General features: G+C 66.7%; 26 protein-coding genes, 1 tRNA gene and 4 pseudogenes. 25 read left to right on the top strand and 6 right to left on the bottom strand.

Annotated features, from left to right (window positions below):
* The first annotated feature begins 20 nt into the window (after positions 1-20).
* The 17 genes from BKK81_RS00145 (at position 21) to BKK81_RS00065 (ending at position 13464) form a co-directional block, all read left to right on the top strand.
* The gene (locus tag BKK81_RS00145) at positions 21-269 is read left to right on the top strand and encodes a BolA family protein (RefSeq protein WP_071010038.1); all 249 of its coding nucleotides are present in this window, start codon (positions 21-23) and stop codon (positions 267-269) included.
* Positions 270-378: 109 nt separating this feature from the next.
* Complete coding sequence (gene murA, locus BKK81_RS00140; RefSeq protein ID WP_071010036.1) at positions 379-1629, top strand: UDP-N-acetylglucosamine 1-carboxyvinyltransferase; 1251 nt, start codon at positions 379-381, stop codon at positions 1627-1629.
* Positions 1630-1646: 17 nt separating this feature from the next.
* On the top strand, positions 1647-2318 hold the full coding sequence (gene hisG / locus BKK81_RS00135; protein ID WP_071010034.1) for an ATP phosphoribosyltransferase: 672 nt from the start codon (positions 1647-1649) through the stop codon (positions 2316-2318).
* A gap of 30 nt (positions 2319-2348) precedes the next feature.
* Positions 2349-3686: a histidinol dehydrogenase gene (hisD, locus tag BKK81_RS00130; RefSeq protein ID WP_071010032.1), complete on the top strand. Its 1338-nt coding sequence runs from the start codon at positions 2349-2351 to the stop codon at positions 3684-3686.
* A 54-nt stretch (positions 3687-3740) separates the two neighbouring features.
* Positions 3741-4841 (top strand): histidinol-phosphate transaminase, encoded by a 1101-nt coding sequence (gene hisC, locus BKK81_RS00125; protein WP_071010030.1) that lies wholly within the window; start codon positions 3741-3743, stop codon positions 4839-4841.
* A 4-nt stretch (positions 4842-4845) separates the two neighbouring features.
* A complete protein-coding gene (gene hisB, locus BKK81_RS00120; RefSeq protein ID WP_071010029.1) occupies positions 4846-5433 on the top strand; it encodes an imidazoleglycerol-phosphate dehydratase HisB in 588 nt (195 codons plus the stop codon).
* Between the two features lie 83 nt (positions 5434-5516).
* On the top strand, positions 5517-6140 hold the full coding sequence (locus BKK81_RS00115) for a YchE family NAAT transporter (protein ID WP_071010027.1): 624 nt from the start codon (positions 5517-5519) through the stop codon (positions 6138-6140).
* Positions 6137-6790, top strand: a complete 654-nt coding sequence (hisH, locus tag BKK81_RS00110) for an imidazole glycerol phosphate synthase subunit HisH (protein ID WP_071010025.1) — start codon at positions 6137-6139, stop codon at positions 6788-6790. The genes BKK81_RS00115 and hisH overlap by 4 nt, the downstream gene beginning before the upstream one ends.
* Positions 6791-6911: 121 nt before the next feature.
* Positions 6912-7658, top strand: a complete 747-nt coding sequence (gene hisA / locus BKK81_RS00105; RefSeq protein WP_071010024.1) for a 1-(5-phosphoribosyl)-5-[(5-phosphoribosylamino)methylideneamino]imidazole-4-carboxamide isomerase — start codon at positions 6912-6914, stop codon at positions 7656-7658.
* A 71-nt stretch (positions 7659-7729) separates the two neighbouring features.
* Entirely contained in the window at positions 7730-8500 is a 771-nt protein-coding gene (hisF, locus tag BKK81_RS00100; protein ID WP_071010022.1) for an imidazole glycerol phosphate synthase subunit HisF, read from the top strand.
* 15 nt (positions 8501-8515) lie between these two features.
* Positions 8516-8923: a phosphoribosyl-AMP cyclohydrolase gene (hisI, locus tag BKK81_RS00095; RefSeq protein ID WP_071010021.1), complete on the top strand. Its 408-nt coding sequence runs from the start codon at positions 8516-8518 to the stop codon at positions 8921-8923.
* Positions 8920-9288, top strand: a complete 369-nt coding sequence (locus BKK81_RS00090) for a phosphoribosyl-ATP diphosphatase (RefSeq protein WP_071010019.1) — start codon at positions 8920-8922, stop codon at positions 9286-9288. The genes hisI and BKK81_RS00090 overlap by 4 nt, the downstream gene beginning before the upstream one ends.
* A gap of 87 nt (positions 9289-9375) precedes the next feature.
* Entirely contained in the window at positions 9376-9762 is a 387-nt protein-coding gene (locus tag BKK81_RS00085) for a DUF4870 family protein (RefSeq protein ID WP_071010017.1), read from the top strand.
* Positions 9763-10356: 594 nt separating this feature from the next.
* Positions 10357-10596: a Sec-independent protein translocase subunit TatA gene (gene tatA / locus BKK81_RS00080; protein WP_071010016.1), complete on the top strand. Its 240-nt coding sequence runs from the start codon at positions 10357-10359 to the stop codon at positions 10594-10596.
* 93 nt (positions 10597-10689) lie between these two features.
* The gene (tatB, locus tag BKK81_RS00075) at positions 10690-11190 is read left to right on the top strand and encodes a Sec-independent protein translocase protein TatB (RefSeq protein ID WP_071010014.1); all 501 of its coding nucleotides are present in this window, start codon (positions 10690-10692) and stop codon (positions 11188-11190) included.
* Between the two features lie 91 nt (positions 11191-11281).
* Positions 11282-12082 (top strand): twin-arginine translocase subunit TatC, encoded by an 801-nt coding sequence (gene tatC / locus BKK81_RS00070; protein ID WP_071010012.1) that lies wholly within the window; start codon positions 11282-11284, stop codon positions 12080-12082.
* Positions 12083-12372: 290 nt separating this feature from the next.
* Positions 12373-13464, top strand: a complete 1092-nt coding sequence (locus tag BKK81_RS00065; protein WP_071010010.1) for a porin — start codon at positions 12373-12375, stop codon at positions 13462-13464.
* Positions 13465-14095: 631 nt separating this feature from the next.
* Here the strand turns inward: BKK81_RS00065 and BKK81_RS00060 are convergent.
* Positions 14096-15295: a Do family serine endopeptidase gene (locus BKK81_RS00060; protein ID WP_071010008.1), complete on the bottom strand. Its 1200-nt coding sequence runs from the start codon at positions 15293-15295 to the stop codon at positions 14096-14098.
* Positions 15296-15315: 20 nt separating this feature from the next.
* Between BKK81_RS00060 and BKK81_RS00055 the strand changes: the two genes are divergently transcribed.
* Positions 15316-16062 (top strand): Nif3-like dinuclear metal center hexameric protein, encoded by a 747-nt coding sequence (locus tag BKK81_RS00055; RefSeq protein ID WP_071010007.1) that lies wholly within the window; start codon positions 15316-15318, stop codon positions 16060-16062.
* Between the two features lie 171 nt (positions 16063-16233).
* On the opposite strand, the gene mscL is transcribed toward BKK81_RS00055, so the two are convergent.
* Positions 16234-16659: a large conductance mechanosensitive channel protein MscL gene (gene mscL / locus BKK81_RS00050; RefSeq protein WP_071010004.1), complete on the bottom strand. Its 426-nt coding sequence runs from the start codon at positions 16657-16659 to the stop codon at positions 16234-16236.
* A 214-nt stretch (positions 16660-16873) separates the two neighbouring features.
* Here mscL and petA point away from each other — a divergent pair, with 214 nt between their 5' ends.
* The 6 genes and pseudogenes from petA (at position 16874) to BKK81_RS00025 (ending at position 21178) form a co-directional block, all read left to right on the top strand.
* Positions 16874-17491, top strand: coding sequence for a ubiquinol-cytochrome c reductase iron-sulfur subunit (gene petA, locus BKK81_RS00045; RefSeq protein ID WP_071010002.1), 618 nt, complete (start codon positions 16874-16876; stop codon positions 17489-17491).
* Positions 17492-17493: 2 nt separating this feature from the next.
* Positions 17494-18897, top strand: coding sequence for a cytochrome b (locus BKK81_RS00040; RefSeq protein ID WP_071010000.1), 1404 nt, complete (start codon positions 17494-17496; stop codon positions 18895-18897).
* 31 nt (positions 18898-18928) lie between these two features.
* Positions 18929-19672, top strand: a complete 744-nt coding sequence (locus tag BKK81_RS00035) for a cytochrome c1 (RefSeq protein WP_071009998.1) — start codon at positions 18929-18931, stop codon at positions 19670-19672.
* A 201-nt stretch (positions 19673-19873) separates the two neighbouring features.
* Positions 19874-20485, top strand: coding sequence for a glutathione S-transferase N-terminal domain-containing protein (locus BKK81_RS00030; protein ID WP_035870642.1), 612 nt, complete (start codon positions 19874-19876; stop codon positions 20483-20485).
* A gap of 63 nt (positions 20486-20548) precedes the next feature.
* Positions 20549-21045: pseudogene (locus BKK81_RS33985) on the top strand (ClpXP protease specificity-enhancing factor).
* A gap of 57 nt (positions 21046-21102) precedes the next feature.
* Positions 21103-21178, top strand: a tRNA-Thr gene (locus BKK81_RS00025).
* Positions 21179-21263: 85 nt separating this feature from the next.
* On the opposite strand, the pseudogene BKK81_RS00020 reads toward BKK81_RS00025, so the two are convergent.
* Both BKK81_RS00020 and BKK81_RS36225 read right to left on the bottom strand, forming a co-directional pair.
* Positions 21264-21956, bottom strand: a pseudogene (locus BKK81_RS00020) (outer membrane beta-barrel protein).
* 38 nt (positions 21957-21994) lie between these two features.
* A complete protein-coding gene (locus BKK81_RS36225) occupies positions 21995-22165 on the bottom strand; it encodes a hypothetical protein (protein ID WP_231908069.1) in 171 nt (56 codons plus the stop codon).
* Positions 22166-23369: 1204 nt separating this feature from the next.
* Between BKK81_RS36225 and BKK81_RS00015 the strand changes: the two genes are divergently transcribed.
* Positions 23370-23570 (top strand): hypothetical protein, encoded by a 201-nt coding sequence (locus BKK81_RS00015; RefSeq protein WP_071009992.1) that lies wholly within the window; start codon positions 23370-23372, stop codon positions 23568-23570.
* Between the two features lie 80 nt (positions 23571-23650).
* On the opposite strand, the pseudogene BKK81_RS00010 reads toward BKK81_RS00015, so the two are convergent.
* Both BKK81_RS00010 and BKK81_RS00005 read right to left on the bottom strand, forming a co-directional pair.
* A pseudogene (locus BKK81_RS00010) lies at positions 23651-24650 on the bottom strand (Bug family tripartite tricarboxylate transporter substrate binding protein).
* A gap of 112 nt (positions 24651-24762) precedes the next feature.
* Positions 24763-25749 (bottom strand): annotated as a pseudogene (locus tag BKK81_RS00005) (amidase); the annotation flags it as partial.

Here is a 25749-nt window from a genome sequence, read left to right as displayed (position 1 = left end):
GACGAAACAAAGAGAAAGACATGCTGCCTACACCGGAACAAGTCAGGGACTATATCGCCCAAGGTCTGCCATGCGAACACCTGCAGGTGGAGGGCGACGGTCAGCACTTCTTCGCCACCATCGTCAGCGGGGAGTTCGAGGGCAAGCGCCTCATCCAGCGGCACCAGCGCGTCTACGCGGCGCTGGGCGACCGCATGAAGGCCGAGATCCACGCGCTGTCGATGAAGACCCTGACGCCCGCCGAATGGCAGGCGGCCGACGGCAAGTAAGAGCAACCGGAAGCGCGCGGGCACGCAGGGCGGAGCGACGGGGCGGCATGTGCCGCCGCAACGCGAGCGTCCCTTGCCGGCCCGCCGGCCTTCCACCAAACGACGGAACATGGACAAACTTGAGATCCAGGGCAACGGCCCGCTGCGCGGTGAGATCCGCGTCTCCGGGGCCAAGAACGCCGCGCTGCCGATCCTGTGCGCGGGGCTGCTCTGCGCCGACACGGTCTCGCTGGGCAACGTGCCCGACCTGCAGGACGTGCGCACCACGCTGAAGCTGCTGCGCCAGATGGGCATGAAGGCCGAGCAGGACGGCCACGCCGTCACGCTGGACGGCAGCGGCGTCAACCGGCCCGAGGCACCCTACGAGCTGGTCAAGACCATGCGCGCCTCCATCCTGGTGCTGGGGCCGCTGGTGGCCCGCTTCGGCGAGGCGCGCGTGTCGCTGCCCGGCGGCTGCGCCATCGGGGCGCGGCCGGTGGACCAGCACATCAAGGGCCTGCAGGCGATGGGGGCTGAGATCGCCATCGAGCATGGCTTTATCCATGCCCGTGCCAAGCGCCTCAAGGGCGCACGCGTGGTGACCGACATGATCACCGTGACCGGCACCGAGAACCTGCTGATGGCCGCCACGCTGGCCGACGGCGAGACCGTGCTGGAGAACGCCGCGCGCGAGCCCGAGGTGACCGACCTGGCCCGCCTGCTGGTCAAGATGGGCGCGCAGATCGAGGGCATCGGCACCGACCGGCTGGTGGTGCGGGGCGTCGAGCGCCTGCACGGCGCCAGCCATGACGTGGTTGCCGACCGCATCGAGGCCGGCACCTTCCTGTGCGCGGCTGCCGCCACGCTCGGCGACCTGACGCTGCGCGGCATCAGCCCGGCCATTCTCGACGCGGTGCTGGACAAGCTGCGCGAAGCCGGCGCGCGCATCGACAGCGGCGAGGACTGGATCCGCCTGGCGATGCCGCAGCGCCCGCGCGCGGTCAGCTTCCGTACCTCGGAGTACCCGGCCTTCCCGACCGACATGCAGGCGCAGTTCATGGCCCTGGACGCGGTTGCCGAAGGTACGTCGCGCGTCACCGAGACCATCTTCGAGAACCGCTTCATGCATGTGCAGGAACTGAGCCGGCTGGGTGCGAATATCTCGGTGGAGGGCAATACGGCGGTGGTGACCGGCGTGCCGCGCCTGTCCGGTGCCAAGGTGATGGCCACCGACCTGCGCGCTTCGGCCAGCCTGGTGATCGCCGGGCTGGTGGCCGAAGGCGAGACCGTCATCGACCGTATCTATCATCTGGACCGCGGTTACGACCGCATCGAAGACAAGCTGTCGGCGGTGGGCGCCAAGATCCGCCGCATCGCCTGAGTATCCCGAGGACACCCATGAATCTCGCCATCCGCCCCGCCAACCAGCTGACGCTGGCTCTGTCCAAGGGCCGCATCTTCACCGAGACGATGCCGCTGCTGGAGGCTGCAGGCATCCGCGTCACCGAGAATCCGGAGACGTCGCGCAAGCTGATCCTGCCGACCACGGATCCGGACGTGCGCGTCATCATCGTGCGCGCCTCCGACGTGCCGACCTACGTGCAGTACGGTGCCGCCGATTTCGGCGTGGCCGGCAAGGACGTGCTGATGGAGCACGGCATGGCGGGCCTCTATGCACCGATCGACCTCAATATCGCCAAGTGCCGCATGTCGGTGGCGGTGCCGGCCGGTTTCGACTATGCCAGTGCCGTGCACCAGGGCGCGCGCCTGGCGGTCGCCACCAAGTACGTGCAGACCGCGCGCGAGCACTTCGCCAAGAAGGGCGTGCACGTCGACCTGATCAAGCTCTACGGCTCGATGGAACTGGGTCCGCTGGTGGGCCTGGCCGACGCCATCGTCGACCTGGTCAGCACCGGCGGCACGCTGCGCGCCAACAACCTCGTCGAGGTGGAGGAGATCGTGCAGATTTCGTCGCGGCTGGTGGTCAACCAGGCCGCGCTCAAGCTCAAGCGCGAGCGGCTCACGCCGATTCTCGACGCATTCGAACGGGCCTCGGCGGCGCTGGCCTGAAGCCGCCGCTTGCCCCAGGGGATAGCCATCATGACTGAAAACCGTACCGAACACGTGGTGATCCGCCAGCTCGATTCGAGCGAGGCGGGCTTCGCCGCCGCGTTGCGCGAGGTGCTGGCGTTCGAGGCTTCGGAAGACGAAGCCATCGACCGCGCCGCGGCGCAGATCCTGGCCGACGTGAAGGCGCGCGGCGATGCCGCGGTGCTGGAATACACGCAGCGTTTCGACCGCGTCGAGGCCGCCTCGCTGGGCGCGCTCGAACTGTCGCAGGCGGAGCTGGAAGCCGCGCTCGACGAGCTCGAGCCCAAGCGCCGCGCGGCGCTGGAGGCGGCGGCGGCGCGCGTGCGCGCCTACCACGAGAAGCAGAAGATCGAATGCGGCAGCCACAGCTGGGAGTACACCGAGTCCGACGGCACGGTGCTCGGCCAGAAGGTCACGCCGCTCGACCGCGTCGGCCTCTACGTGCCGGGCGGCAAGGCCGCCTATCCCTCGTCGGTGCTGATGAACGCGATTCCCGCGCGCGTGGCCGGCGTCAAGGAAGTGATCATGGTGGTGCCGACGCCGGGCGGCGTGCGCAACCCGCTGGTGCTGGCCGCCGCGCAGATCGCCGGCGTCGACCGCGTGTTCACCATCGGTGGCGCGCAGGCGGTCGGGGCGCTGGCCTACGGCACCGCCACGCTGCCGCAGGTGGACAAGATCGTCGGTCCGGGCAATGCCTATGTCGCGGCCGCCAAGCGCCGCGTGTTCGGCACGGTGGGCATCGACATGATCGCCGGGCCGTCCGAGATCCTGGTGATCTGCGACGGCACCACCGATCCCGACTGGGTGGCCATGGACCTGTTCTCGCAGGCCGAGCACGATGAACTGGCGCAATCGATCCTGCTGTGCCCGGACGCCCGCTACATCGCCGCGGTGGAGGCCAGCATCCAGCGCCAGCTCGACGTGATGCCGCGCCGCGACGTCATTGCCGCCTCGCTGTCCGGACGCGGCGCGCTGATCAAGGTGCGCGACATGGACGAGGCCTGCGAGATCGCCAACGCGATCGCGCCGGAGCACCTGGAGATCTCCGCGGAGAATCCGCGCCAGTGGGCGGAGAAGATCCGCCATGCCGGCGCCATCTTCCTCGGCCGCTTCACCAGCGAGTCGCTCGGTGACTATTGCGCCGGCCCCAACCACGTGCTGCCGACCTCGCGCACCGCGCGCTTCTCTTCCCCGCTGGGCGTCTACGATTTCCAGAAGCGCTCCAGCCTGATCGAGGTCAGCGAGGGCGGTGCGCAGATGCTGGGCCAGATCGCCGCCGAACTGGCCTACGGCGAGGGGTTGCAGGCCCACGCACGCAGCGCCGAGTACCGTATCAAGCGCAGTTGATTCCACCCGCCGCCGCCCTGCCGGGCGGCGGCAACCCACCCGAGAGGACCTTCCATGTCTGCCGTAAAGCCTTCCCTGATCGAACGCATCATCCGTGACGACGTGCGCGCCATGGGCGCCTACCACGTGCCGGACGCGCATGGTCTGGTGAAGCTCGACGCCATGGAGAACCCCTACCTGCTGCCGCCCGCGCTGCGCGCCGAACTGTCCGCCCGCCTGGGCGAGGTCGCGCTCAACCGCTACCCGGTGCCGAGCAGCGACGCGCTGCGCGCCAGGCTCCAGGCGGTGATGCAGGTGCCGGCCGGCATGGATGTGCTGCTCGGCAACGGCTCCGACGAAATCATCAGCATGCTGTCGCTGGCCGCCGCCAAGCCGGGCGCCAAGGTGCTGGCGCCGGTGCCGGGCTTCGTCATGTACGCGATGTCGGCGCAGTTCGCCGGCCTGGGCTTCGTCGGCGTGCCGCTGCGCGCGGATTTCACGCTCGACCGCGACGCCATGCTGGCGGCCATGGCCGAGCACCAGCCCGCCATCATCTACCTGGCTTATCCGAACAATCCCACCGGTAACCTGTTCGACGAAGCCGACATGGAGGCCATCCTGCGCGCCGCCGACGGCGCCGTCTGCCAGAGCCTGGTGGTGGTCGACGAGGCCTACCAGCCCTTCGCCCAGCAGAGCTGGATGCCGCGCCTGGCGGACTTCGGCAACCTGCTGGTGATGCGCACCGTGTCCAAGCTGGGCCTGGCGGGCATCCGCCTGGGCTACGTGGCCGGCGCGCCGGAATGGCTGGCGCAGCTCGACAAGGTGCGTCCGCCATACAACGTCAATGTGCTGACCGAGGCCGCCGCGCTGTTCGCGCTGGAGCATGTCGCCGTGCTCGACGAGCAGGCGGCCCGGTTGCGCGCGGAACGCGCGAACCTGGTGGCGGCGTTGCAGGCGCTGCCCGGGGTCACCGTCTTCCCCAGCGCGGCCAATTTCCTGCTGCTGCGCGTGCCCGATGGCGCACAGATCTTCGACCGAGTGCTGGCGCGCAAGGTGCTGATCAAGAACGTGGGTAAAATGCACCCGTTGCTGGCCAACTGTTTGCGCGTCACGGTCAGCACCCCCGAAGAGAACGCGCAGTTTCTCGAGGCCTTCCGTGCCTCGTTGCAGGATTAACACCATGCGTGTTGCAGAGGTCACCCGCAATACCTCCGAAACGCAGATCCGCGTTTCGCTCAATCTCGACGGCACCGGACGCCAGAAGCTGGCCTCCGGCGTGCCCTTCCTCGACCACATGCTGGACCAGATCGCCCGGCATGGCATGTTCGACCTGGAGGTCGAGGCCAAGGGCGATACGCATATCGACGACCACCATACGGTCGAGGACGTCGGCATCACGCTCGGCCAGGCCGTGGCACGTGCCATCGGCGACAAGAAGGGCATCACCCGCTACGGGCACAGCTATGTGCCGCTGGACGAATGCCTGTCGCGCGTGGTGATCGATTTCTCGGGCCGCCCGGGCCTGGAATTCCACGTGCCGTTCACGCGCGCCCGCGTGGGCAGCTTCGATGTCGACCTGACCATCGAGTTCTTCCGCGGTTTCGTCAACCATGCCGGCGTCACGCTGCATATCGACAACCTGCGCGGCATCAATGCCCACCACCAGTGCGAAACCGTGTTCAAGGCCTTCGGCCGGGCGCTGCGCATGGCGGTGGAACTGGATCCGCGCGCAGCGGGCACCGTGCCGTCCACCAAGGGTACGCTGTAAGCAGAACCGCCCCCCGGCGCGCCGGGGGGGCGGAACCGCCGCGAGGCGCCTGGATTGGCCGGCAAGCCGGCCGCACGCAACCGATGGATACCCTCAAGTCGTTCATCTCGCTGCTGGCGCTGATCAACCCGATCGGGGCGATCCCGTTCTTCATCAGCCTGACGGACCAGCAGTCCGAGACCGAGAAGCTGCACACGATCAAGATCGCATCGATCTCGGTGGCGGTGGTGGTGGCGGTGTCGGCGCTGCTGGGGCAGCAGATCATCGAGTTCTTCAATATCTCGGTGGCGTCCCTGCAGGTCGGTGGCGGCCTGATCATGATCATGATGGCCATGAACATGCTCAACGCCCAGACCAGCCGCACCAAGGCCACGCCCGAGGAGGAGGACGAGGCCGAGGCCAAGGCCAGCGTGGCGGTGGTGCCGCTGGCACTGCCGCTGCTGACCGGGCCGGGCTCGATCAGCACGGTGATCGTCTATGCCGGCAAGACTCAGCACTGGTACCAGTTGCTGGTGCTGGTCGCCATCGGCGTGGTGCTGGGGGCGGTGGTGTATCTGGTATTCCGCGCGGCCGACCCCATTTCCAGGGTGATCGGCCGCACCGGCATCAATATCGGCACGCGCCTGATGGGCCTGATCCTGTCGGCGCTGGCCGTGGAATTCATTGTGGACGGGCTGAAGACCCTTTTGCCTGTTTTGAAATCATGACTACCATAGCAATTGTGGATTACGGCATGGGCAACCTGCGCTCGGTCGCGCAGGCACTGCGTGCCGCGGCGCCGGAAGCGGATGTGCGGGTGGTGGATGCTCCCGAGGGTATCCGCGCCGCGGACCGGGTGGTGCTGCCCGGCCAGGGCGCGATGCCGGACTGCATGGGCGCGCTGGGAGCCTCGGGCCTGCAGCAGGCCGTGCTGGAGGCGGCGGCCAGCAAGCCGATGCTGGGCGTGTGCGTGGGCGAGCAGATGCTGTTCGACAGCAGTACCGAGCGCCGCGCCGGACAGGGCGACACGCCCTGCCTCGGACTGATGCCCGGCGAAGTGGTCCGCTTCGAGCTGGACGGCATGACACAGCCGGACGGCTCCCGCTTCAAAGTTCCCCAGATGGGATGGAACCGGGTCCGGCAGGTCGGTGCCCACCCGCTGTGGGAGGGGATCCCGGACGACAGCTGGTTCTATTTCGTCCACAGCTACTACGTGCGGCCGCACAACCCGGCCCATACGGCAGGCGAAACGCAGTATGGCGTCGTGTTTACCAGTGCCGTGGCGCGCGATAATATTTTTGCCACGCAGTTCCATCCGGAAAAGAGCGCCGCGATGGGTCTGCAGCTGTACAGGAACTTCGTGCATTGGAATCCGTGAGGATCCGGCCCTTGACCGATCGACCTGTTCTGACTTGAATCGACCCGAACTGACCTGACCTGACTCGACCGGTCCGCCGGTCTTGTTCCCTTTTTTCTACTCAACCACGCTCGTCACGCATATGTTGCTCATTCCGGCCATCGACCTGAAGGACGGTCAGTGTGTACGCCTCAAACAAGGCGACATGGACCAGGCCACCGTCTTTTCCGAGGATCCCGCCGCCATGGCACGTCACTGGGTGGAGCAGGGCGCTCGTCGCCTGCACCTGGTCGACTTGAATGGCGCCTTCGTGGGCAAGCCGCGCAACGAAGCCGCGATCAAGGCGATCATCGCCGAGGTGGGGGGCGAAATCCCCGTCCAGCTGGGCGGCGGCATTCGCGACCTGAACACGATCGAGCGCTGGCTCGACGACGGGTTGTCCTACGTCATCATCGGCACCGCGGCAGTGAAGAATCCCGGCTTCCTGAAGGATGCCTGCTCGGCCTTCGGCGGCCATATCATCGTCGGCCTCGATGCCAAGGACGGCAAGGTCGCCACTGACGGCTGGAGCAAGCTGACCGGCCACGAAGTGGTGGACCTGGCCCGCAAGTACGAGGATTATGGCGTCGAAGCCATCATCTATACCGACATCGGTCGCGATGGCATGCTGCAGGGCATCAACATCGAGGCGACCGTCAAGCTGGCCCAGTCGATGTCGATCCCGGTGATCGCCAGCGGCGGCCTCTCCAACCTGGCCGACATCGATCACCTGTGCGCGGTCGAGGGCGATGGCGTGGAAGGCGTGATCTGCGGCCGCGCGATCTACTCGGGTGACCTGAACTTCTCCGACGCGCAGGCCCGCGCCGACAAGCTGGGCGCGGAGCAATAGGCAACGCGCGCACGGCGCGCCGTGCCGGCCGCCCCGGTTGCGAGCCGGGGCAGGGCCGGACAAGGAATCTCATGCTAGCCAAACGTATCATCCCCTGCCTGGACGTGACCAACGGGCGGGTGGTCAAGGGGGTCAACTTCGTCGAATTGCGCGACGCAGGCGACCCGGTCGAAATCGCGCGCCGCTACGACGAGCAGGGTGCCGATGAAATCACATTTCTCGACATTACCGCGACCAGCGACGGCCGCGACCTGATCCTGCACATCATCGAGGCCGTGGCCTCCCAGGTCTTCATCCCGCTGACTGTGGGCGGCGGTGTGCGCGCCGTCGAGGACGTACGCCGGCTGCTCAATGCTGGCGCGGACAAGATCAGTGTCAATTCGTCCGCCATCGCCAATCCGCAACTGGTGTCGGACGCCACGGCCAGGTACGGCTCGCAGTGCATCGTGGTCGCCATCGACGCCAAGCGTAGCTCGGCGCCGGGTGAGCCGCCGCGTTGGGAGGTCTTCACCCACGGCGGGCGCAAGGCCACCGGCCTGGACGCGGTGCAGTGGGCACGCGAAATGGCCGAGCGTGGCGCGGGCGAACTGTTGTTGACCAGCATGGACCGCGATGGTACCAAGAGCGGCTTCGACCTCGAACTGACGCGTGCCGTCAGCGATGCCGTGCCGGTGCCGGTGATCGCATCGGGGGGCGTGGGCAGCCTGCAGGACCTGGCCGACGGCATCCGCCTGGGCCATGCCGATGCGGTGCTGGCGGCCAGCATCTTCCACTACGGCCAGCACACCGTAGGCGAGGCGAAGGCGTTCATGGCCCGCGAGGGCATTCCGGTGCGGATCTGATCACGGCGAAGCAAGATGGCAAAGAAGTGGCTCAACAAGGTTAAATGGGACGACAACGGCCTGGTGCCGGTGATCGTGCAGGAAGTCGGCTCGAATGACGTGCTGATGTTTGCCTTCATGAACCGCGAGGCGCTGCAGCGCACCGTGGAACTGGGCGAGGCGGTGTTCTGGTCGCGTTCGCGCAAGCGCCTGTGGCACAAGGGCGAGGAGTCCGGCCACGTGCAGAAGGTGCATGAGATCCGTCTCGACTGCGACGAGGACGTGGTCCTGCTCAAGGTCACCCAGATCGACGGCATTGCCTGCCACACCGGACGGCACGCCTGCTTCTTCCAGAAGTTCGAGGGTGACGCCGAGAACGGCGACTGGCAGACGGTCGAGCCGGTCCTGAAGGACCCCACCCAGATCTACGCGGCCAAGCCATGAGCACATCCCCGAGCGGCGCCGATATCCTGGCGCGCATCGCCGCCACGCTGGAGTCGCGCAAGCCCGAACTGGGCGGCGATCCCGACAAGTCCTACGTGGCGCGCCTGTTCCACAAGGGCGACGATGCCATTCTGAAGAAGATCGGCGAGGAAGCGACCGAGACCGTGATGGCGGCCAAGGACGCACGCGCCGCCGGCCTGTCGGACGAGGCCAAGAGCAAGGTGGTCTACGAAGTGGCCGACCTGTGGTTCCACACCATGGTGCTGCTGGCGCGCTTCGGCCTGTCCCCGGACGACGTGGTGCGCGAACTGGCGCGCCGCGAAGGCCTGTCGGGGCTGGAAGAGAAGGCGAGCCGGTCGCAATAAGGCCCACGGCGAGACCCACGCCGCTGGTCGCGCGGAGAGCCGCGCGCCGGCCGGCACTTGCCCCGCACAACAAGGAGAAGGACGCACATGAGCAACGAATCCAGCGGCCAGGTCCTGCCTTCCGGCGCGCAGCTCGACAGCCTGCGCAAGCTGCTGCACATCCTGTATGCCCTGTACGCCATCTTCTGGCTGACCGGCGGCATCACCGCGCTGGTCGCCATCATCGTCGACTACGTCAAGCGCGACGACGCGCGCGGCAGCCTCTATGCCTCGCATTTCGCCTGGCAGATCCGCTCCTTCTGGTGGTCGATCGCCTGGGCGGTGCTGGGTGGGGCCTTGTTCTTCACCGTGGTGCTGATTCCGGCAGCCTTCGCCGTCTGGGGCGTGCTGTCGCTGTGGATGTTGTACCGCATCGTCAAGGGCTGGCTCTACCTGAACGATGGCAAGCCGATGTACCCGGACGGCTCGTTCTGAGCTGCCTGCCTGCCCACGTGGCTTCGCTTCCCCGGTCCGCCTGATCCGACTCCACCCGAACCACGAGATTTTCATGAACACGCGGGATAATCGTCACTTCTGCTAGGCCGCAGCCGGCCGGCGCGGGGCGGACCAGGCGCCAGGGCGCAGCAGGGATGGGGCGATGCCCGACGTCCGGTGGCTTCATCTCAAGGCGCCGGTACACTTCCTGCATGGTCCGGGGAGGCATCCCGCCTCGCCGGCCAATTGCGGCCCCGGCGAAGGCGGCTTGCTTGCTAAAATGGTGTAGAGAGTGCCCGGACCGGCATGGGCTGGCGCAGTGTCGGCGGTGCCGTACCATGATCGGCGCGGGGCCGGAAGACGGACAAGCCGTCCTTCAACCGTACCCGCAGGCGAGGGTGGTCCATGCGTGCAGTGGAAGATGCCGCTGCGCCGGCCGGGAGCGAGCAGGAGAAGGAGGTACAGGCCGCGGTCCGTTTGACGGCGGCCGGGTGCCGCGCCGGCAACCGTCGCCCGGCGCAGGCTTGTGAGGACGGAACAAACGGGGCGGGACGGCCGGAGGGCTGTCCGCGGCGCCATCAGGAGCGATAGAAAATGGGTTCGTTGAGCATTTGGCACTGGCTGATCGTGCTGCTGATCGTGATGCTGGTATTCGGCACCAAGAAGCTGCGCAACATCGGCCAGGATCTGGGTGGCGCGGTCAAGGGCTTCAAGGACGGCATGCGCGAAGGCGACGCTGCCGATAAGCCGGCCCAGTCCGCCCAGCCCAAGGAACTGCGCGACTCGACCACCATCGATGTCGAGGCCAAGGACAAGTCGTCGCAGCAGAAGTGATGCGCGTTCCGCCCACGTTCGCGCGGCGGCGCACGTGATCCTTTCCGCTTCCGGCGCCACGGCGCCGGTCCCTCTTCCTGTCCCGAAGCCCGCATGATCGACCTCGGTATTTCCAAGCTCGCGCTGATCGGTGCCGTGGCGCTGATCGTGATCGGCCCTGAGCGGCTGCCGAAGGTGGCGCGTACGGTCGGCGCGCTGGTCGGGCGCGCCCAGCGCTATATCAATGATGTGAAGGCCGAGGTCAGCCGCGAGGTCGAGCTCGAGGAACTGCGCAAGATGCGCACCGAGTTCGAGGAAGCCGCGCGCGATGTCGAGCGGACCATCCACAAGGAAGTGAGCGAACAGACGCAGGCGCTGAACGAGGCCCTGTCCGGCGAAAGCCATGCCGAGCCCGGCGGCGGCACTGGCTACGTGCCCTCGTGGGACGCGGCGCACAAGGTCCGCACTGGCCGCAAGAGCTGGCGCGTCAAGCAGGGCGCTCGGCCGCTGTGGTTCAAGCGGCAGCAGAATGTGCGCATGTGGGCACAGTCGGGTGCGGCGCGCGTCAAACGCCACCGGCCGGCGGCGGGCCCCGGCCGCTCTTTCTTCGATTGACGTGGCCGGCCCGAGTGGCACGCCACAGCCCGGCGCCCCGCGCCGCCAAGTCTTACTCGTTACCGGCCCGCGCGGCTGAGCGATCCACGCCATGAGCGATACGCGTTCCTCCCATTCTCCCGAGCCGGATCCGCAGGACGACCAGCAGGAAACCTTCATCTCCCATCTGATCGAACTGCGCGAGCGGCTGGTCAAGGCGGTGGCCGGCGTGCTGATCATCTTCCTCGGCCTCGTCTACTGGGCGCCCGAAATCTTCAACCTCTTCGCGCGGCCGCTGATGGTCTCCCTGCCCAAGGGGGGCAGGATGATCGTCACCGACGTCACCGGTTCCTTCTTCGTGCCGATGAAGGTCACACTGCTGGTCGCCTTCCTGATCGCACTGCCCTGGGTGCTGTACCAGATCTGGAAATTCGTCGCGCCGGGCCTGTACCAGCATGAGAAGCGGCTGATCCTGCCGCTGGTCAGCAGCAGCTATGTGCTGTTCCTGTGCGGCGTCACCTTTGCCTACTTCCTGGTCTTCCCCACGGTCTTCCACTTCATGGCGCACTACAACGCGCCGCTCGGGGCGGACATGTCGACCGACATCGACAAGTACCTCAGCTTCGCCATGACCATGTTCCTTGCCTTCGGCATCACCTTCGAGGTGCCGGTGGTGGTGATCGTGCTGGTGCGCTTCGGCGTGGTGGAACTCGACAAGCTCAAGCAGGTGCGTCCCTACGTCATCGTCGGCGCATTCATCATTGCCGCCGTGGTGACGCCGCCCGACGTGCTCTCCCAGCTCCTGCTGGCCGTGCCCCTGATCGCCCTGTATGAACTGGGCCTGCTGATGGCGCGCTTCTTCCTGAAGCCGGAGGAATCGCCGGAGGCCGTGGGCGGCACGACGGCCGATTGAGCCGCCGGCGGCCCTCGCTGAGGCGCTGGCCACCGTGCCGGCAGCCGACTATGGGAGGGCCACGGGTACCTCGGTTTACCTCTATTTTTTGCACCACTTTGGTGAAAATTGGAGACTTGTCTGTTGCTCCCTCGCAACAAATCGGGCTGATTCGCAGTGTTTACCGCGAAAAAGCCTTCTGAGCCTCTGGGGGCCTGGCCCATAATACGCAGCAGACGTTAAGTAAGTGCGTCGCCCAAGCACTTGGGCAAGCCAAGATTTCCCAATCAGTTGACAAGGAAAGTGTCGATATGAAGATGAAACTGTTTGCAGCTGCCGTCGCCGCTCTGGCCGCCGGCGGTGCGTATGCCCAGTCGAGCGTGACCCTTTACGGCGTGGCTGACGTTGGCCTCGAGTACACCAACCGCACCCCGGGTCCGAACGGCCAATCGTCGAACGCATGGCGCATGACCTCGGGCAACCAGTCCGGTTCGCGTTGGGGCCTGCGTGGCGTGGAAGACCTGGGCGGCGGCCTGAAGGGCATCTTCACCCTGGAAAGCGGTTTCAACGTTGACACCGGTGGCCAGTCGGACTCCAGCCGTCTGTTCAACCGTAACGCCTACGTCGGCCTGCAGAACCAGTGGGGCACCCTGACCCTGGGTCGCCAACAGACCCTGTTCTATGATTTCGGCCTGGTCTACGATCCGATGGCGATCTCGACCCGCTACTCGATCACCTCGATCGCTCCGGAATACGCTTCGCGTGCTGACAACGCCGCCAAGTACGTTGGTACCTTCGGTGGCCTGACCGTCGCCGCTCTGTACAGCTTCCAGAACAACGGCAACGAAATCCCGGGCGTGTTCTCGGCTGGCCGTGAGTACGGCTTCACCGCCATGTACGGCGCTGGCCCGTTCTCGGTTGGTGCGACCTATGACCAATCGAACGGCAGCACCGCTGCTTCGGCTGGCCAATCGATCCGCCGCGCAAGCGTTGCCGGTACCTACGCTTTCGGTCCGGCCAAGGTCTACGCTGGCTACCGCTGGGCGAAGGGCTACAACGGCGCAACCCTGCCGGGCGCAGTGGCTTCCGCCCCGGGCAGCGTCGTGAGCACCGCCAACCTGTACTGGCTGGGTCTGGGTTACCAACTGACCCCGGCTCTGTCGCTGACCGGCGCCGCTTACTACCAAGACTTCCGCAACACCTCGGCTGATCCGTGGCAATTCGTCGCGACCGCCGACTACGCTCTGTCGAAGCGTACCGACCTGTACACCTCGGTCTCGTACACCAAGAACAAGAGCGGCTCGTCGCTGGGCGTCGATGGTTACAACAGCAGCACGGCTTCGAACGTCATCTCCGGCGGCAACCAATTCGGTGCCGTGGTTGGTGTCCGTCACAAGTTCTAATTTGACGCGGGTGTAAGCCCGCTTCGAATCGACTTGCAGGCGAAAGCCGGCTTCCGCAAGGAAGCCGGCTTTTCCCATTTCTGCGGCCCCATCTGCGGCCCGCATCTGCCGCCGGCGTTGCGTGGAGGCGCCACGGCTATCGTGCAGCGCCCATTCCGGATGTGGCCTGACCCTTCCTCTGGTAATTGCCCTGGCGTGCGGCGGGGCCGATGCAGCCCACCGCAGCGCATAGCTGCCTGCCCGAGGGCGCCGCCTCTCGGGTCGTCGAAGCAGGGAGGGGAGGCAGGTTTTTGGCGCGTGGCGAGTTCCTTTGGAGCCGCGCAAACGCATCAACATGCCTGAGCGTGGATGGCCTATGGAAGGCCTTGGGCAGAGGGCAGGGCGGCGATGTGGCAACTGCGGTCCTGCCGGCGTCGCCACGGGGCGTTCCGGCTGCGTCGATGTCCGCTTCGCCGGCCGCCATGATCGGCATGAGCCAATGCCGGTCGGCAGCCCCCTCAGGGCAAAGCTTCCCTGGGGGCGCGGTTTTCCCGCCGACGCGCTCCCGACGCCCAAGAAAGAAGCCCGCCATGGCAGCGGGCTTCTGTATTTCCGGCGCGGAGGTCTGCGCGCGGACCGTATGGCGTACCGCTTATTCCTCTTCTTCGTCGAGCTGCATGGCTCGGCGCGGCGGCGGCGGGCGCTTGCCGATCATCACGGTCAGCTCGGCCTGCTTGCCGCGTCGCATGACCTGCATCTTGGCCGCCGCCCCCGGCTTGAGCTGGGCCACCGCATTGAGCAGCGCGGTGCTGTCGGCAATGTGCTGGCCATCGACCGTGACCAGGATATCGCCGGGACGCACCCCTGCCTTGTCGGCCGGGCCACCCTGCACCACGGCGGCGATCAGGGCGCCTTCCTTGGCTTCCAGGCCGAAGGATTCGGCGATCTCCGGGGTCATGTCCTGCGGCTCCACGCCGATCCAGCCGCGCGTGACCGAGCCGGTGGAGATGATCGATTCCATCACCTGCTTGGCAGTCGATACCGGGATGGCGAAGCCGATCCCCAGCGAGCCGCCCGAGCGCGAATAGATCGCCGTATTGATGCCGAGCAGGTTGCCGCGCGCATCGACCAATGCGCCGCCCGAATTGCCCGGGTTGATGGCCGCATCGGTCTGGATGAAGTTCTCGAAGGTATTGATACCCAGATGGCTGCGGCCCAGCGCCGAGACGATGCCCATCGTCACCGTCTGGCCGACGCCGAACGGGTTGCCGATGGCCAGCACGATGTCGCCCACCTTGACGTTTTCGATCCGTCCCAGCGTGATGGCCGGCAGGTCCTTCAGGCCCACCTTCAGCACCGCCAGGTCGGTTTCCGGATCGGAGCCCACCACCTTGGCATTGGCCTTGCGCCCATCCGTCAGCGCCACCTCGATCTCGTCGGCGCCGTCCACCACATGGTGGTTGGTTAGAATGTAACCTTCGGAACTGACGATCACGCCGGAGCCGAGGCTCGACACGGGTTCCTGCCGCTCGGGCAGGCGGTCGCCGAAGAAGAAGCGGAACCAGGGATCTTCCTGCTGCTGCGGGTTCTGGCTGCGCTTGCGGCCGTTCTTGCTGGTGAAGATGTTCACCACCGCCGGCATCGCCTGCTGCGCGGCCTCGCTATAGGAGCCCTCCGCGGACCCGCCGCTCACATTGGGCACGACTTCCTTCAGCGCGACGATCGGAGAGCCGGATTGGACCGCGACCCGGCCGCGCTGCAGCCAGTCCGGCTTCAACGTGGCCACGACGAACCAGACCGCCAGCACGACCGTGACAGCCTGGGCGAAAAACAGCCAAAATCGGCGCAACATATTGGGAATTTGAGCGGAAAATGAAAAACAGAGAGCTGGAATTGTACTTGAACGATCTGCTCGAGGCGTCTCGCTACAAGGACTATTGCCCCAACGGCCTGCAAGTGCAAGGGCGTGCCGAAGTGCGGCATATCGTCACGGGCGTGACTGCCAGCCTGGCGCTGGTGGAGGCTGCCATCGAGGCCGGCGCCGATGCCCTGCTGGTCCATCACGGTTACTTCTGGAAGAACGAGGATGCCCGCGTGATCGGGCAGAAACACGCCCGTCTCAAACGCCTGCTCGGTGCCGACCTGAACCTGTTCGCCTACCACCTGCCGCTGGACGGCCATCCGGAACTGGGCAACAACGTCCAGCTCGGGCTGCAGCTCGGGCTCACGCCGCATGGCCGTTTCGGCGACAACGACTTGTGCTGGTCCGGCTCGCTGCCGCAAGCGATGCCGCTCGCGACCTTCGCTGCCCATGTCGGCGGCGTGCTGGGGCGCGAGCCGCTGGTGCTGGGCGAGCCTGGGCAGATGGTCCGCAGCATCGGCTGGTGCACCGGCGGGGCCCAGGGCTATTTCGATGCCGCAGTGGCGGCGGGGGTCGACGCTTACCTGAGCGGCGAGGCCTCCGAGCAGACCACGCACCTGGCGCGCGAGAGCGGCGTGGCCTATCTGGCCGCCGGCCACCATGCCACCGAGCGCTTCGGCATCCGTGCGCTGGGTGAGCACCTGGCCGACCGCTTCGGCCTCAGCCACACCTTCATCGACATCCCGAATCCGGTCTGAGCGCGGCGACCCGCGGCCCCGGTTTGTCGCTTGCCGGGCGAAGAATCCATCCCATTTGATCTGGCGCAAGAAAACCGGGTCGGAACGGGTGTTTAAATATTGCGGCGCCGCAATAACATGCGGCGCCGCAATATTTTTACCGGCTGTGGGCCGTGTCCTACGGGTAAATCCTTACTTGGCTTTCAGGCTGTCGCGGATTTCGCGCAGCAGCACCACTTCTTCCGGCGTCGGGGCCGGTGCGGGAGGCGGCTCCTGGGCGCGCAGTTTATTGAAACCGCGCACCATCAGGAAAATGATGAACGCGAGAATGACGAAATTCACGACGATGGTCAGGAAATTCCCGTAGGCGAACACCGGGACGCCGGCCTTCTTCAGGGCGTCCAGTGTCATCGGTGTTCCTGCTGGTGGCTCCGATAAGGTGACGAACAGGTTGGAGAAGTCCAGCTTGCCGATGATGCGGCCCACGATGGGCATGATCAGGTCGTTGACCACCGAATCCACGATTTTCCCGAAGGCAGCGCCGATGATCACACCGACCGCGAGGTCGATGACGTTGCCGCGCATCGCGAAAGTTTTGAATTCCGAAACCATTCCCATTGCATTCTCCCGATTTGTTGCGCGTATCGTACTATACGCATGCCAAAAGCCTGCCGCATCACCGCCAGGAACGCAAGTGTGAAGCAGGGAACCCTGTTGCATCGTCCGATTATCGTACGGCGGTGGCGTGTCATGCGCCTTTCGTCGAACAATGTGCCTAAGGTACAATTTGCGGTTGACGCAAAATCTAAATTGACTTCCCCTGGGGTTTGGAATGAGTGACCAGCAAAGCGTGAAAAGCGTGGATAAGGGGCGTCGCACTTGGTTGATCGCGACGTCCGTGGCTGGCGGCATCGGAGGAGTGGCAGTGGCGGTGCCGTTTGTCAGTACGTTTGCGCCATCGGAGAAGGCCAAAGCGGCCGGCGCCCCGGTCGAGGCCGACATCGGTGCCCTCAAGCCTGGCGAGATGATGACGGTGGAGTGGCGCGGCAAGCCTGTGTGGATCCTGCGGCGCACCGATGAGATGCTGGCGTCTCTCAAGAAGACCGACGTCGAAGTGGCCGATCCGAACTCGGATGTGCCCTTCACCATGAAGACGCCCGAGTACTGCAAGAACGAAACCCGTTCACGCGCCGACCACAAGGACGTCCTGGTCGTGGTCGGCATCTGTTCCCACCTGGGCTGCTCGCCTTCCGGCCCGTTCCCCGCCGGCGCCAATCCCCAGCTCGGCAGCGATCCCGGCTTCCTCTGCCCCTGCCACGGCTCGACCTTCGATCTCGCCGGGCGCGTGTTCAAGAACAAGCCGGCCCCGCAGAACCTTGACGTTCCCCCATACCAGTTCCTGACCGACACCAAGATCGTGATCGGCAAGGACGAGAAAGGAGAGGCCTGATCATGGCAGCCGAGAAAGAAGTCAAGACGACCGGCCTGCTGGGCTGGATCGACGCGCGCTTCCCCGCCACCCAGCTGTGGGAAGACCACCTCTCCAAGTACTACGCGCCAAAGAACTTCAACTTCTGGTACTTCTTCGGTTCGCTGGCGCTGCTGGTGCTAGTGATCCAGATCGTCACCGGCATCTTCCTGGTGATGAACTACAAGCCGGACGGCACGCTGAATGCGGCCGGCATCCCGGTCGCCTTCGCCAGCGTCGAGTTCATCATGCGCGAGGTGCCCTGGGGCTGGCTGGTGCGCTACATGCACTCGACCGGCGCCTCGGCCTTCTTCGTCGTGGTCTACCTGCACATGTTCCGCGGCCTGCTGTATGGTTCCTACCGCAAGCCGCGCGAGCTGGTGTGGATCTTCGGCTGCCTGATCTTCCTGTGCCTGATGGCCGAGGCCTTCATGGGCTACCTGCTGCCCTGGGGCCAGATGTCCTACTGGGGCGCGCAGGTGATCGTCAACCTGTTCTCGGCCATCCCGGTGATCGGCCAGGACCTGTCACTGTTCATCCGCGGCGACTACGTGGTCAGCGACGCCACGCTGAACCGCTTCTTCTCCTTCCACGTGATCGCCGTGCCGCTGGTGCTGCTTGGCCTGGTGGTGGCGCATATCATCGCGCTGCACGAAGTGGGCTCGAACAACCCCGACGGCGTCGAGATCAAGGCCAAGAAGGACGAGAACGGCATCCCGCTGGACGGCATCCCCTTCCACCCCTACTACTCGGTGCATGACCTGCTGGGCGTGGGCGGCTTCCTGATGGTGTTCTCGGCGGTGATCTTCTTCTTCCCCGAGGTCGGCGGCTACTTCCTGGAATCGAACAACTTCTTCCAGGCCGATCCGCTGAAGACCCCGCCGCACATTGCCCCGGTCTGGTACTTCACGCCGTTCTACTCGATGCTGCGCGCCACCACCTCGAACTTCCTGCCGATCCTGTGGGTGTTCTTCGCGCTGCTGCTGGGCCTGGTCTTCCTGCGCAGCAAGGATGCGCGTATCAAGATCGGCGCATTGGCCATCGCCGTGATCCTGGCGGTCGGCTTCTACTTCATCGACGCCAAGTTCTGGGGCGTGCTGGTGATGGGCGGCTCGGTCATCGTGCTGTTCTTCCTGCCCTGGCTGGACCACTCGCCGGTCAAGTCGATCCGCTACCGTCCTGCCTTCCACAAGTCGATCCTGATCGTCTTCGTGGTGGTGTTCCTGGTGCTCGGCTACCTGGGCGTGCAGCCGCCGTCGCCGGTGGGCGAAAAGGTGTCGCAGCTCGGCACCCTGCTGTACTTCGCCTTCTTCCTGACCATGCCGCTGTGGAGCCGCGCCGGCACCTTCAAGCCGGTGCCGGACCGCGTGACCTTCACCCCGCACTGACCGAAGGCCCACCAGAGGACAAGGACACAAGATGAAAAAGCTGCTTTCGATCTTCGCACTCGCGGGCGCCTGCTTTGCCGCCGCTCCCGCCATCGCCAGCGAAGGGGGCTATCCCCTGGAGCCGGCGCCCGTGCAGACCAGCGACCTGTCGTCGCTGCAGCGCGGCGCGAAGCTGTTCGTCAACTACTGCCTGAACTGCCACGGCGCCTCCCTGATGCGGTACAACCGCCTCAAGGATATCGGCCTCACCGACGACCAGATCCGCGAAAACCTGCTGTTCTCCGCGGACAAGGTCGGCGAGACCATGACCATCGCCATGCACCCCAAGGACGCCAAGTCCTTCTTCGGCGCGACCCCGCCGGACCTGTCGGTGATCGCCCGCGCCCGCGGCGACGATTGGCTCTACACCTATCTGCGCACCTTCTACCGCGACGACAACCGCGCCACCGGCTGGAACAACCTCGTGTTCCCCAGCGTCGGCATGCCGCACGTGCTGTGGGAACTGCAGGGCCAGCGCGCCGCCAAGTTCAAGGAAGTGGAAGAGCATGGCGAGACCGTGCACAAGTTCGCCGGCTTCGAGCAACTCACGCCCGGCAAGCTGAGCACGGTCGAGTATGACCAGGCCGTGGCCGACCTGGTCGGCTTCCTCGACTGGATGTCTGAGCCGGCGCAGAACCAGCGCAAGCGCCTGGGCGTGTGGGTGCTGCTGTTCCTGGGCATGTTCACCATCTTCGCCTGGCGCCTGAACGCGGCCTACTGGAAAGACATCAAGTAAGGCAGGCCAGCGCTGCAGGGGCTGGACCGGCGCCGCCGGTCCAGCCTTTTTCATTGTCGGCCTGGCGGCACTTCGCTGGCGGGAAGTGCCGCGTTGGATTGCATTAATGTGATTCAAATGCCATAAATTTGCTTTCTATTGGTCGCTTCTGCCAGAATACTGGGGCCCAGTCCACCGACCCCGCACGCAAGGAATCCAACCATGATGGTGTTGTATTCGGGCACCACCTGCCCGTTCTCTCAACGTTGCCGCCTCGTCCTGTTCGAAAAGGGCATGGATTTCGAGATCCGCGACGTCGACCTGTTCAACAAGCCGGAAGACATCTCGGTGATGAACCCCTACGGCCAGGTGCCCATCCTGGTCGAGCGCGACCTCATCCTGTATGAGTCGAACATCATCAACGAGTATATCGACGAGCGCTTCCCGCACCCGCAGCTGATGCCGGCCGACCCGGTGCAGCGAGCCCGCGCCCGCCTGTTCCTGTTCAACTTCGAGAAGGAACTCTTCACGCACGTCTACGCCCTCGAGAATGAGAAGGGCAAGGCCGCCGAGAAGAACCACGAGCGCGCCCGCGCGGCCATCCGCGACCGCCTGACGCAACTCGCCCCGATCTTCGTCAAGAACAAGTACATGCTGGGCGAAGAGTTCTCGATGCTCGACGTCGCCATCGCGCCGCTGCTGTGGCGCCTGGACCACTACGGCATCGAACTGTCGAAGAACGCCGCGCCGCTGCTGAAGTACGCCGAGCGTATCTTCAGCCGTCCGGCCTACATCGAAGCACTCACCCCGTCGGAAAAGGTGATGCGCCGCTAAGCAGCGGAGCGCCGTCCGGCCTCATGCCGGACGGCCCGCCCGGCCCGCGCCACTGGAAGCACCATGCCTGAAACCTCCACCAAGCCCTACCTGGTCCGCGCCATCTACGAATGGTGCACCGACAACGGCTTCACGCCGTACATCGCGGTCTTCGTCGACGCCCAACACCAACGTGCCGCGCGAGTTCGTCAAGAACAACGAGATCGTGCTCAACGTCAGCTTCGACGCCACCAGCGGCCTCGACATGGGCAACGAGTGGATCACCTTCAGCGCCCGCTTCGGCGGTGTCTCGCGCAAGATCGACGTGCCGGTCGAGAACGTGCTCGCCATCTACGCCGCGAGAACGGCCAGGGCATGGCCTTCCCGGTGGAGCGCAGCGTGCCCGAGACCCAGGCCGCCACGGAGCGTGAAAAACAACCCGCCGCCCAAGCTGGGCTCCGGTCGGCAGCGACAGCGCGCCCGCCCCGCAAGGCAGCGGCGATGGCAACGGCGACGACCGATCCCAACCCGCCGTGCCCGCATCCGGCGGCAAGAAGCCTGCCTTGAAGGTGGTGAAGTAAGCCAGCCTTCCTCACAAGCCGCCCGGCATGCAGTAGAATGGCGGGCTGCACCCATTTGCCGGCTTAGCTCATCAGGTAGAGCAGTTGATTTGTAATCATCAGGTGGCGGGTTCGAGTCCTGCAGCCGGCACCAATTCCGAAGCGGCCCCGAGTTTCTCGGGGCCGTTTTGCTTTCCTGGCCCGGCGCATGACGCCGGCGAACCGAGCCGCTGCAGGCGCTACATCAACATCCCCACCTCCAGCACCCCCCGCACCTGCCCGCGCCGGTTGCCGTCCGCGCCCGAACGCCAGTCCGGGCGCCGTCTTGCGCGCGCCCACGTAGGACAGTTCGACCCGCGCGAAGAAGCGCTGGTACTGGTAGGTCGCGTCAGCGTCAGCGACCACGCCGCGCTGCCCGGGCCGTACAGCAGGTTGGCGGCGCCGCTTGCGGCATCGCCGGTGGAGGCGATGTACTCCAGCCGCAGCGGCAGCTTGAAGCCGGGCAGGCGCAGGGCGGCAGGCGTGGCGGCGTTGCCGAAGTCGTAGCTCATCAGCAGCGCGGCACCGTAGGTGGAGGCGGCGCCGGTGCCTTGCGTGGGCAGGCTGGGCACGTGGGTGAACTGCACATAGGGCTGCAGCGGTCCAGGCCCCTGGGTGTGCGCATAGATCAGGTTGTAGATCTGCTGGTTGTTCTGCAGCACCGGGGTGGCCGGTGGTGGGACATCGCTGCGGCGGGTGCTGGCGCCGCCGCTGAAGGTGAGGGTATTGCTGTCGTCGAAGGCGTAGCTGGCCAGGGCCGAGACCCAGTTGTAGCGCTGCGAGTAGAAGCCCGTCGTTGACGGACGCCGACAGGGTCAGCGGCCCGAGGCGTAGTTGACCTGTACGCCGCGATTGACGGCGTTCTCCTGGTTCCACAGCAGGCCACGCTGGATGTTGAGATTCTGGAAGGTGAAGTGCTTTCCCGCACCGATCAGCGTCGGCAGCTGCCGGCCTGGATCGACAGGCTGTCGCTCAGTGCGAGCTTGAGGTAGCCCTGCGGCACGGCGTTGAACAGGGCGGGCGTGGCGCGGTCCGCGCGCTGGTAGGGCACGCCGAGCACGGGCACCGAGTAGTAGCCGGCCTGCAGGAAGAACTGCAGCATGCCGTCGGCCTGTTGACGAAGACCTGGGCATTGCCCAGGTCGGCTTGCCAGGTGTGGTCGTTGGCGGCGGCGTGGCTCTGTCCCTGGACCAGGCCGCTGACGATGCCGCCGAACCAGAGCGGGCCCAGCGGGCCGGCGTCGACCCGGACCGGCGCGGCGCTCAGCGTGCTGGCGATCGACGGTTGCAGCGCGGGCGTGGCTGGCGCGGTGGGCTCGGTGGGCGCGGGTTCTGCCGTTGCGGGCTGTGCGGTGGGCATGGTGGCGTCCTGCGCGCGGGCCGCCGGGCTGGCGCCCAGGATGGCCAGCGCGACGGCGGTTGCGGCGCAGGAGGAGGTAAGAGGGATCTTCATGGATGGCTTCCTTCGTGATGGCGCGGCTGCGGCGCGGCTTGCACCACGCCGGTGGCGAGGTTCGCCGCGGCGTGTGCAGGCGCACCGGGCTGGTGCGGATCCCGCGGCGGCGCAAGCGTCGTGCCATTGGCGGACACCGTGATCATCGCTCAGCCTGCCGTGCCGCGCCCCGCCTGGCTTGCCGGGCAGGCGGATTTAAACGACTGCCATCCATGCGATTTCATCGCTTGACGCCGCCACGCGGAGACCCTGCCGGACGCAGGCGATGCGCGCGCCTGGCGTGCCTGCCATGGCATGCGCATAGCCGCGGCAGGTGCGACGGCAGCCGAGACGGCAGGCGCGCCACGCTGTAGCTGCCGTCATGCACCACGTGGGCCCATGCGCCATGTCCCCAACCGGTGCATGCGCGCAGCGACTGGAGCGTATGCGTATTCGTCGTTTCTTGTCGTGCACGCGACGTCCTACACTGCCTGCATCGGAGGCGGCATGGCGCGCTGAAGTCGATCAGCCCAGGCCCGCCCCGAGCGCCAAGCCTACATCATGCATCCGCAACGCTCCGTCGTGATGGCAGTGGCCGAGGCTCTTCCCGCAGCCCGCACCGCCCCCGCAGTTCGCCCCGTCGTTCCGTCTTCTTTCCCGCACGCGGTCTCGTTCCGCTCAGCCGTCGCGCTGGGCCCGGCACCCGTCGCACTGCGCCGGGCCGAACCGGCTCCGCCTGATCCCGCTTCACCGCCGGCCCGCGGCAACGTGTCCGGACCGTGCGCCAGCAGCATGGCGCGCGCGGGCGTGGCCGGCCTCCGGGGTGACGCGCGTCCGGCGCGTCCGTTTCCCTTTACCTTAGCCAAGACCTCATCGTGAAATCCTTTCTTCTGATCGGCGCCGCATTGGCCGCCGCTTCCGTCTCGTTCTCCGCCGTGGCCGGCCCCGACTTCTACATCATCGAGAAGGGGCGCGATGCCAAGCGCGCGGTGCAGCGTGCGGAAGCCGCGCAGGCAGCGCAGGCCTCCAGGCCGTGCCGGCTCCGCAAGCCGCGCCGGCAACGCAGCCGCCCCTGACCTCCGTCACGCCGCGCGGCGTGGTGTATCGGCGCGGGGGCTGAACGGCGCGCACCGGCGAGCAGTGGCGCCGCCGTCGTTCAATCCACCCGTATCGCCGCCCGCGCCGCCACCGCCCGCATCTGCGGCAGTTCGCGCTCGACGCGCTGGCGCACGGCCGCGCCGTCGCCGTAGGCCGGGCTCAGGCCCAGTTCGACCATGCGTTGCCTGGTCTGCGGCGCGGTGGCGACGTCGGCCAGCGCCTTCTCCAGTTTCTGCTGTACCGGCTGGGGCAGTCCCGCCGGCGCCAGCAGCGCGAACCAGGTGCCCATCTCGAAGCCGGGGTAGCCGCTTTCGGCCACCGTGGTACTTGCGGCAGCGATGGCAGGCGCTGGGATGACAGCACCGCCAGCGGCTTGATCTTGCCGCTCTGGATCAGGGGCTGGGTGGCGACGATGGTATCGACCGCCACCGGCACCTGGCCGCCGGCCAGCGCGGTAAGGCTGGGTGCGCTGCCGTTGAAGGGCACGTGCACCATGCGGATGCCGGCGGCGGATTTGAGCATTTCGCCGCCGAAGTGGACCGAGGAGCCGGTGCCGAAGGAGCCGTAGGAGAACTTGTCCGGTTCGGCCCTGGCCTGGGGACGAGATCCTTGAGCGAGTTGACGGGTACCGCGGGATTGGCCACCAGCACCAGCGCCATGTCGGCCACCAGGCCCAGCGGGGTGAAGCTCTTGACGGGGTCGTAGGCCAGGTTCTGGCGGATGGCGGGGTTCAGCGTCAGCGTGGTGCTGGCGGCCAGCAGCAGGGTGTAGCCATCGGGCGGCGACTTGGCCAGCACGGTGGCGCCGACCACGGTGCTGGCGCCGGGTTTGTTTTCCACCACCACCGTCTGCCCCAGTTTCTCGCCCAGGCCGACCGCCAGCAGGCGGCCCAGCACATCGGTGGCGCCGCCGGCGGCGAAGGGGATCAGCAGCTTGATCGGCCGCGTCGGGTAGGCGGCGTCGGCGCGCGCGCCGAGCGGGACTGCGGCGCACAGGGCGCCCAGCGTGCACAGGACGGCCAGTGCGCGCAGGCGGGGGCGGGGTACTGCGGTCGTCATCTTCGTCATGTCGGACTCCTGCCGGCGGGGGATGGGGGAAGCGAAAGCAGTCGGTATCGGCGGGGGCGGGACGGTCGCCGGCGTGCTTGCCGCCACCCGTCCCTGCCCGTGCTCAGCCCAGCAGCGGGCTGGCGACGCGCGCGTAGCCGCTGGCCTGGTCGTAGGCGTGGCCGAGCTGCAGCACCGCGGCGTCGGCCTGCGCCGGGCCGATGATCTGCAGCCCGCAGGGCAGGCCGCCGGGGCCGAAGCCCGCCGGTGCGGACAGCACCGGCAGTCCTGCCATGGTGGCCGGCACCACGGCCTGCATCCAGCGGTGGTAGGTATCCATGGCGCGCCCGTCGATGGCCTTGGGCCAGTCCCAGTCCACCGGGAAGGGGAAGACCTGGGTGGCCGGCATGACCAGGAAGTCGACGCGCTCGAACAGCGTGCGCAGCGCCTGGTACCAGGCGCTGCGCACGCGCGCCGCGTCGTAGACCTGCATGGCGCCCAGGGCGAGGCCGCGCTCGATCTCCCAGACCGCTTCCGGCTTGAGCAGGGCGCGCTTGGCCGGGTCGTGGTACAGCGCCGCGTTGGCGCCCGCCACCGAGAAGCTGCGCAGGTCGATCCAGGCGCGCCACAGGCTGTCCAGGTCGAAGGCTGGCTGCACCGGCTCGACGTGGCAGCCGATGGTACGGAAGTGGGCCAGCGCCGCCGCGCGTCGAGCAGGCCGGGTTCCGTCGGCAGGGTGGCCGCCGAGGTCGCCCAGCCAGCCGATGCGGGTGCCGCGCAGGTCGCGCTCCAGCGCGGGCGCGAAGCTGCCGGGGGTCTCGGCGCGGCGCGTCAGCGGCAGGCGTGCGTCGAAGCCGGCCTGCACCGACAGCAGCAGCAGCGCCAGGTCGGGGATGTTGCGCGCCATCGGGCCGGCCACGCTGAACTGCTGGAAGAACACTTCTTCGGTGGGGCCGTGCGGCACGCAGCCGAACGAGGTGCGCAGGCCGTAGACGTTGTTGAAGGCGGCCGGCGTGCGCAGCGAGCCCATCATGTCGGAGCCGTCGGCCACCGGCAGCATGCGCAGCGCCACCGCCACGCCGGCGCCGCCGCTGCTGCCGCCGGCCGAGCG

The organism is Cupriavidus sp. USMAHM13, from assembly GCF_001854285.1.
Lineage (GTDB): Bacteria > Pseudomonadota > Gammaproteobacteria > Burkholderiales > Burkholderiaceae > Cupriavidus > Cupriavidus malaysiensis.
This window is presented reverse-complemented; position numbering and strand designations above follow the sequence as displayed.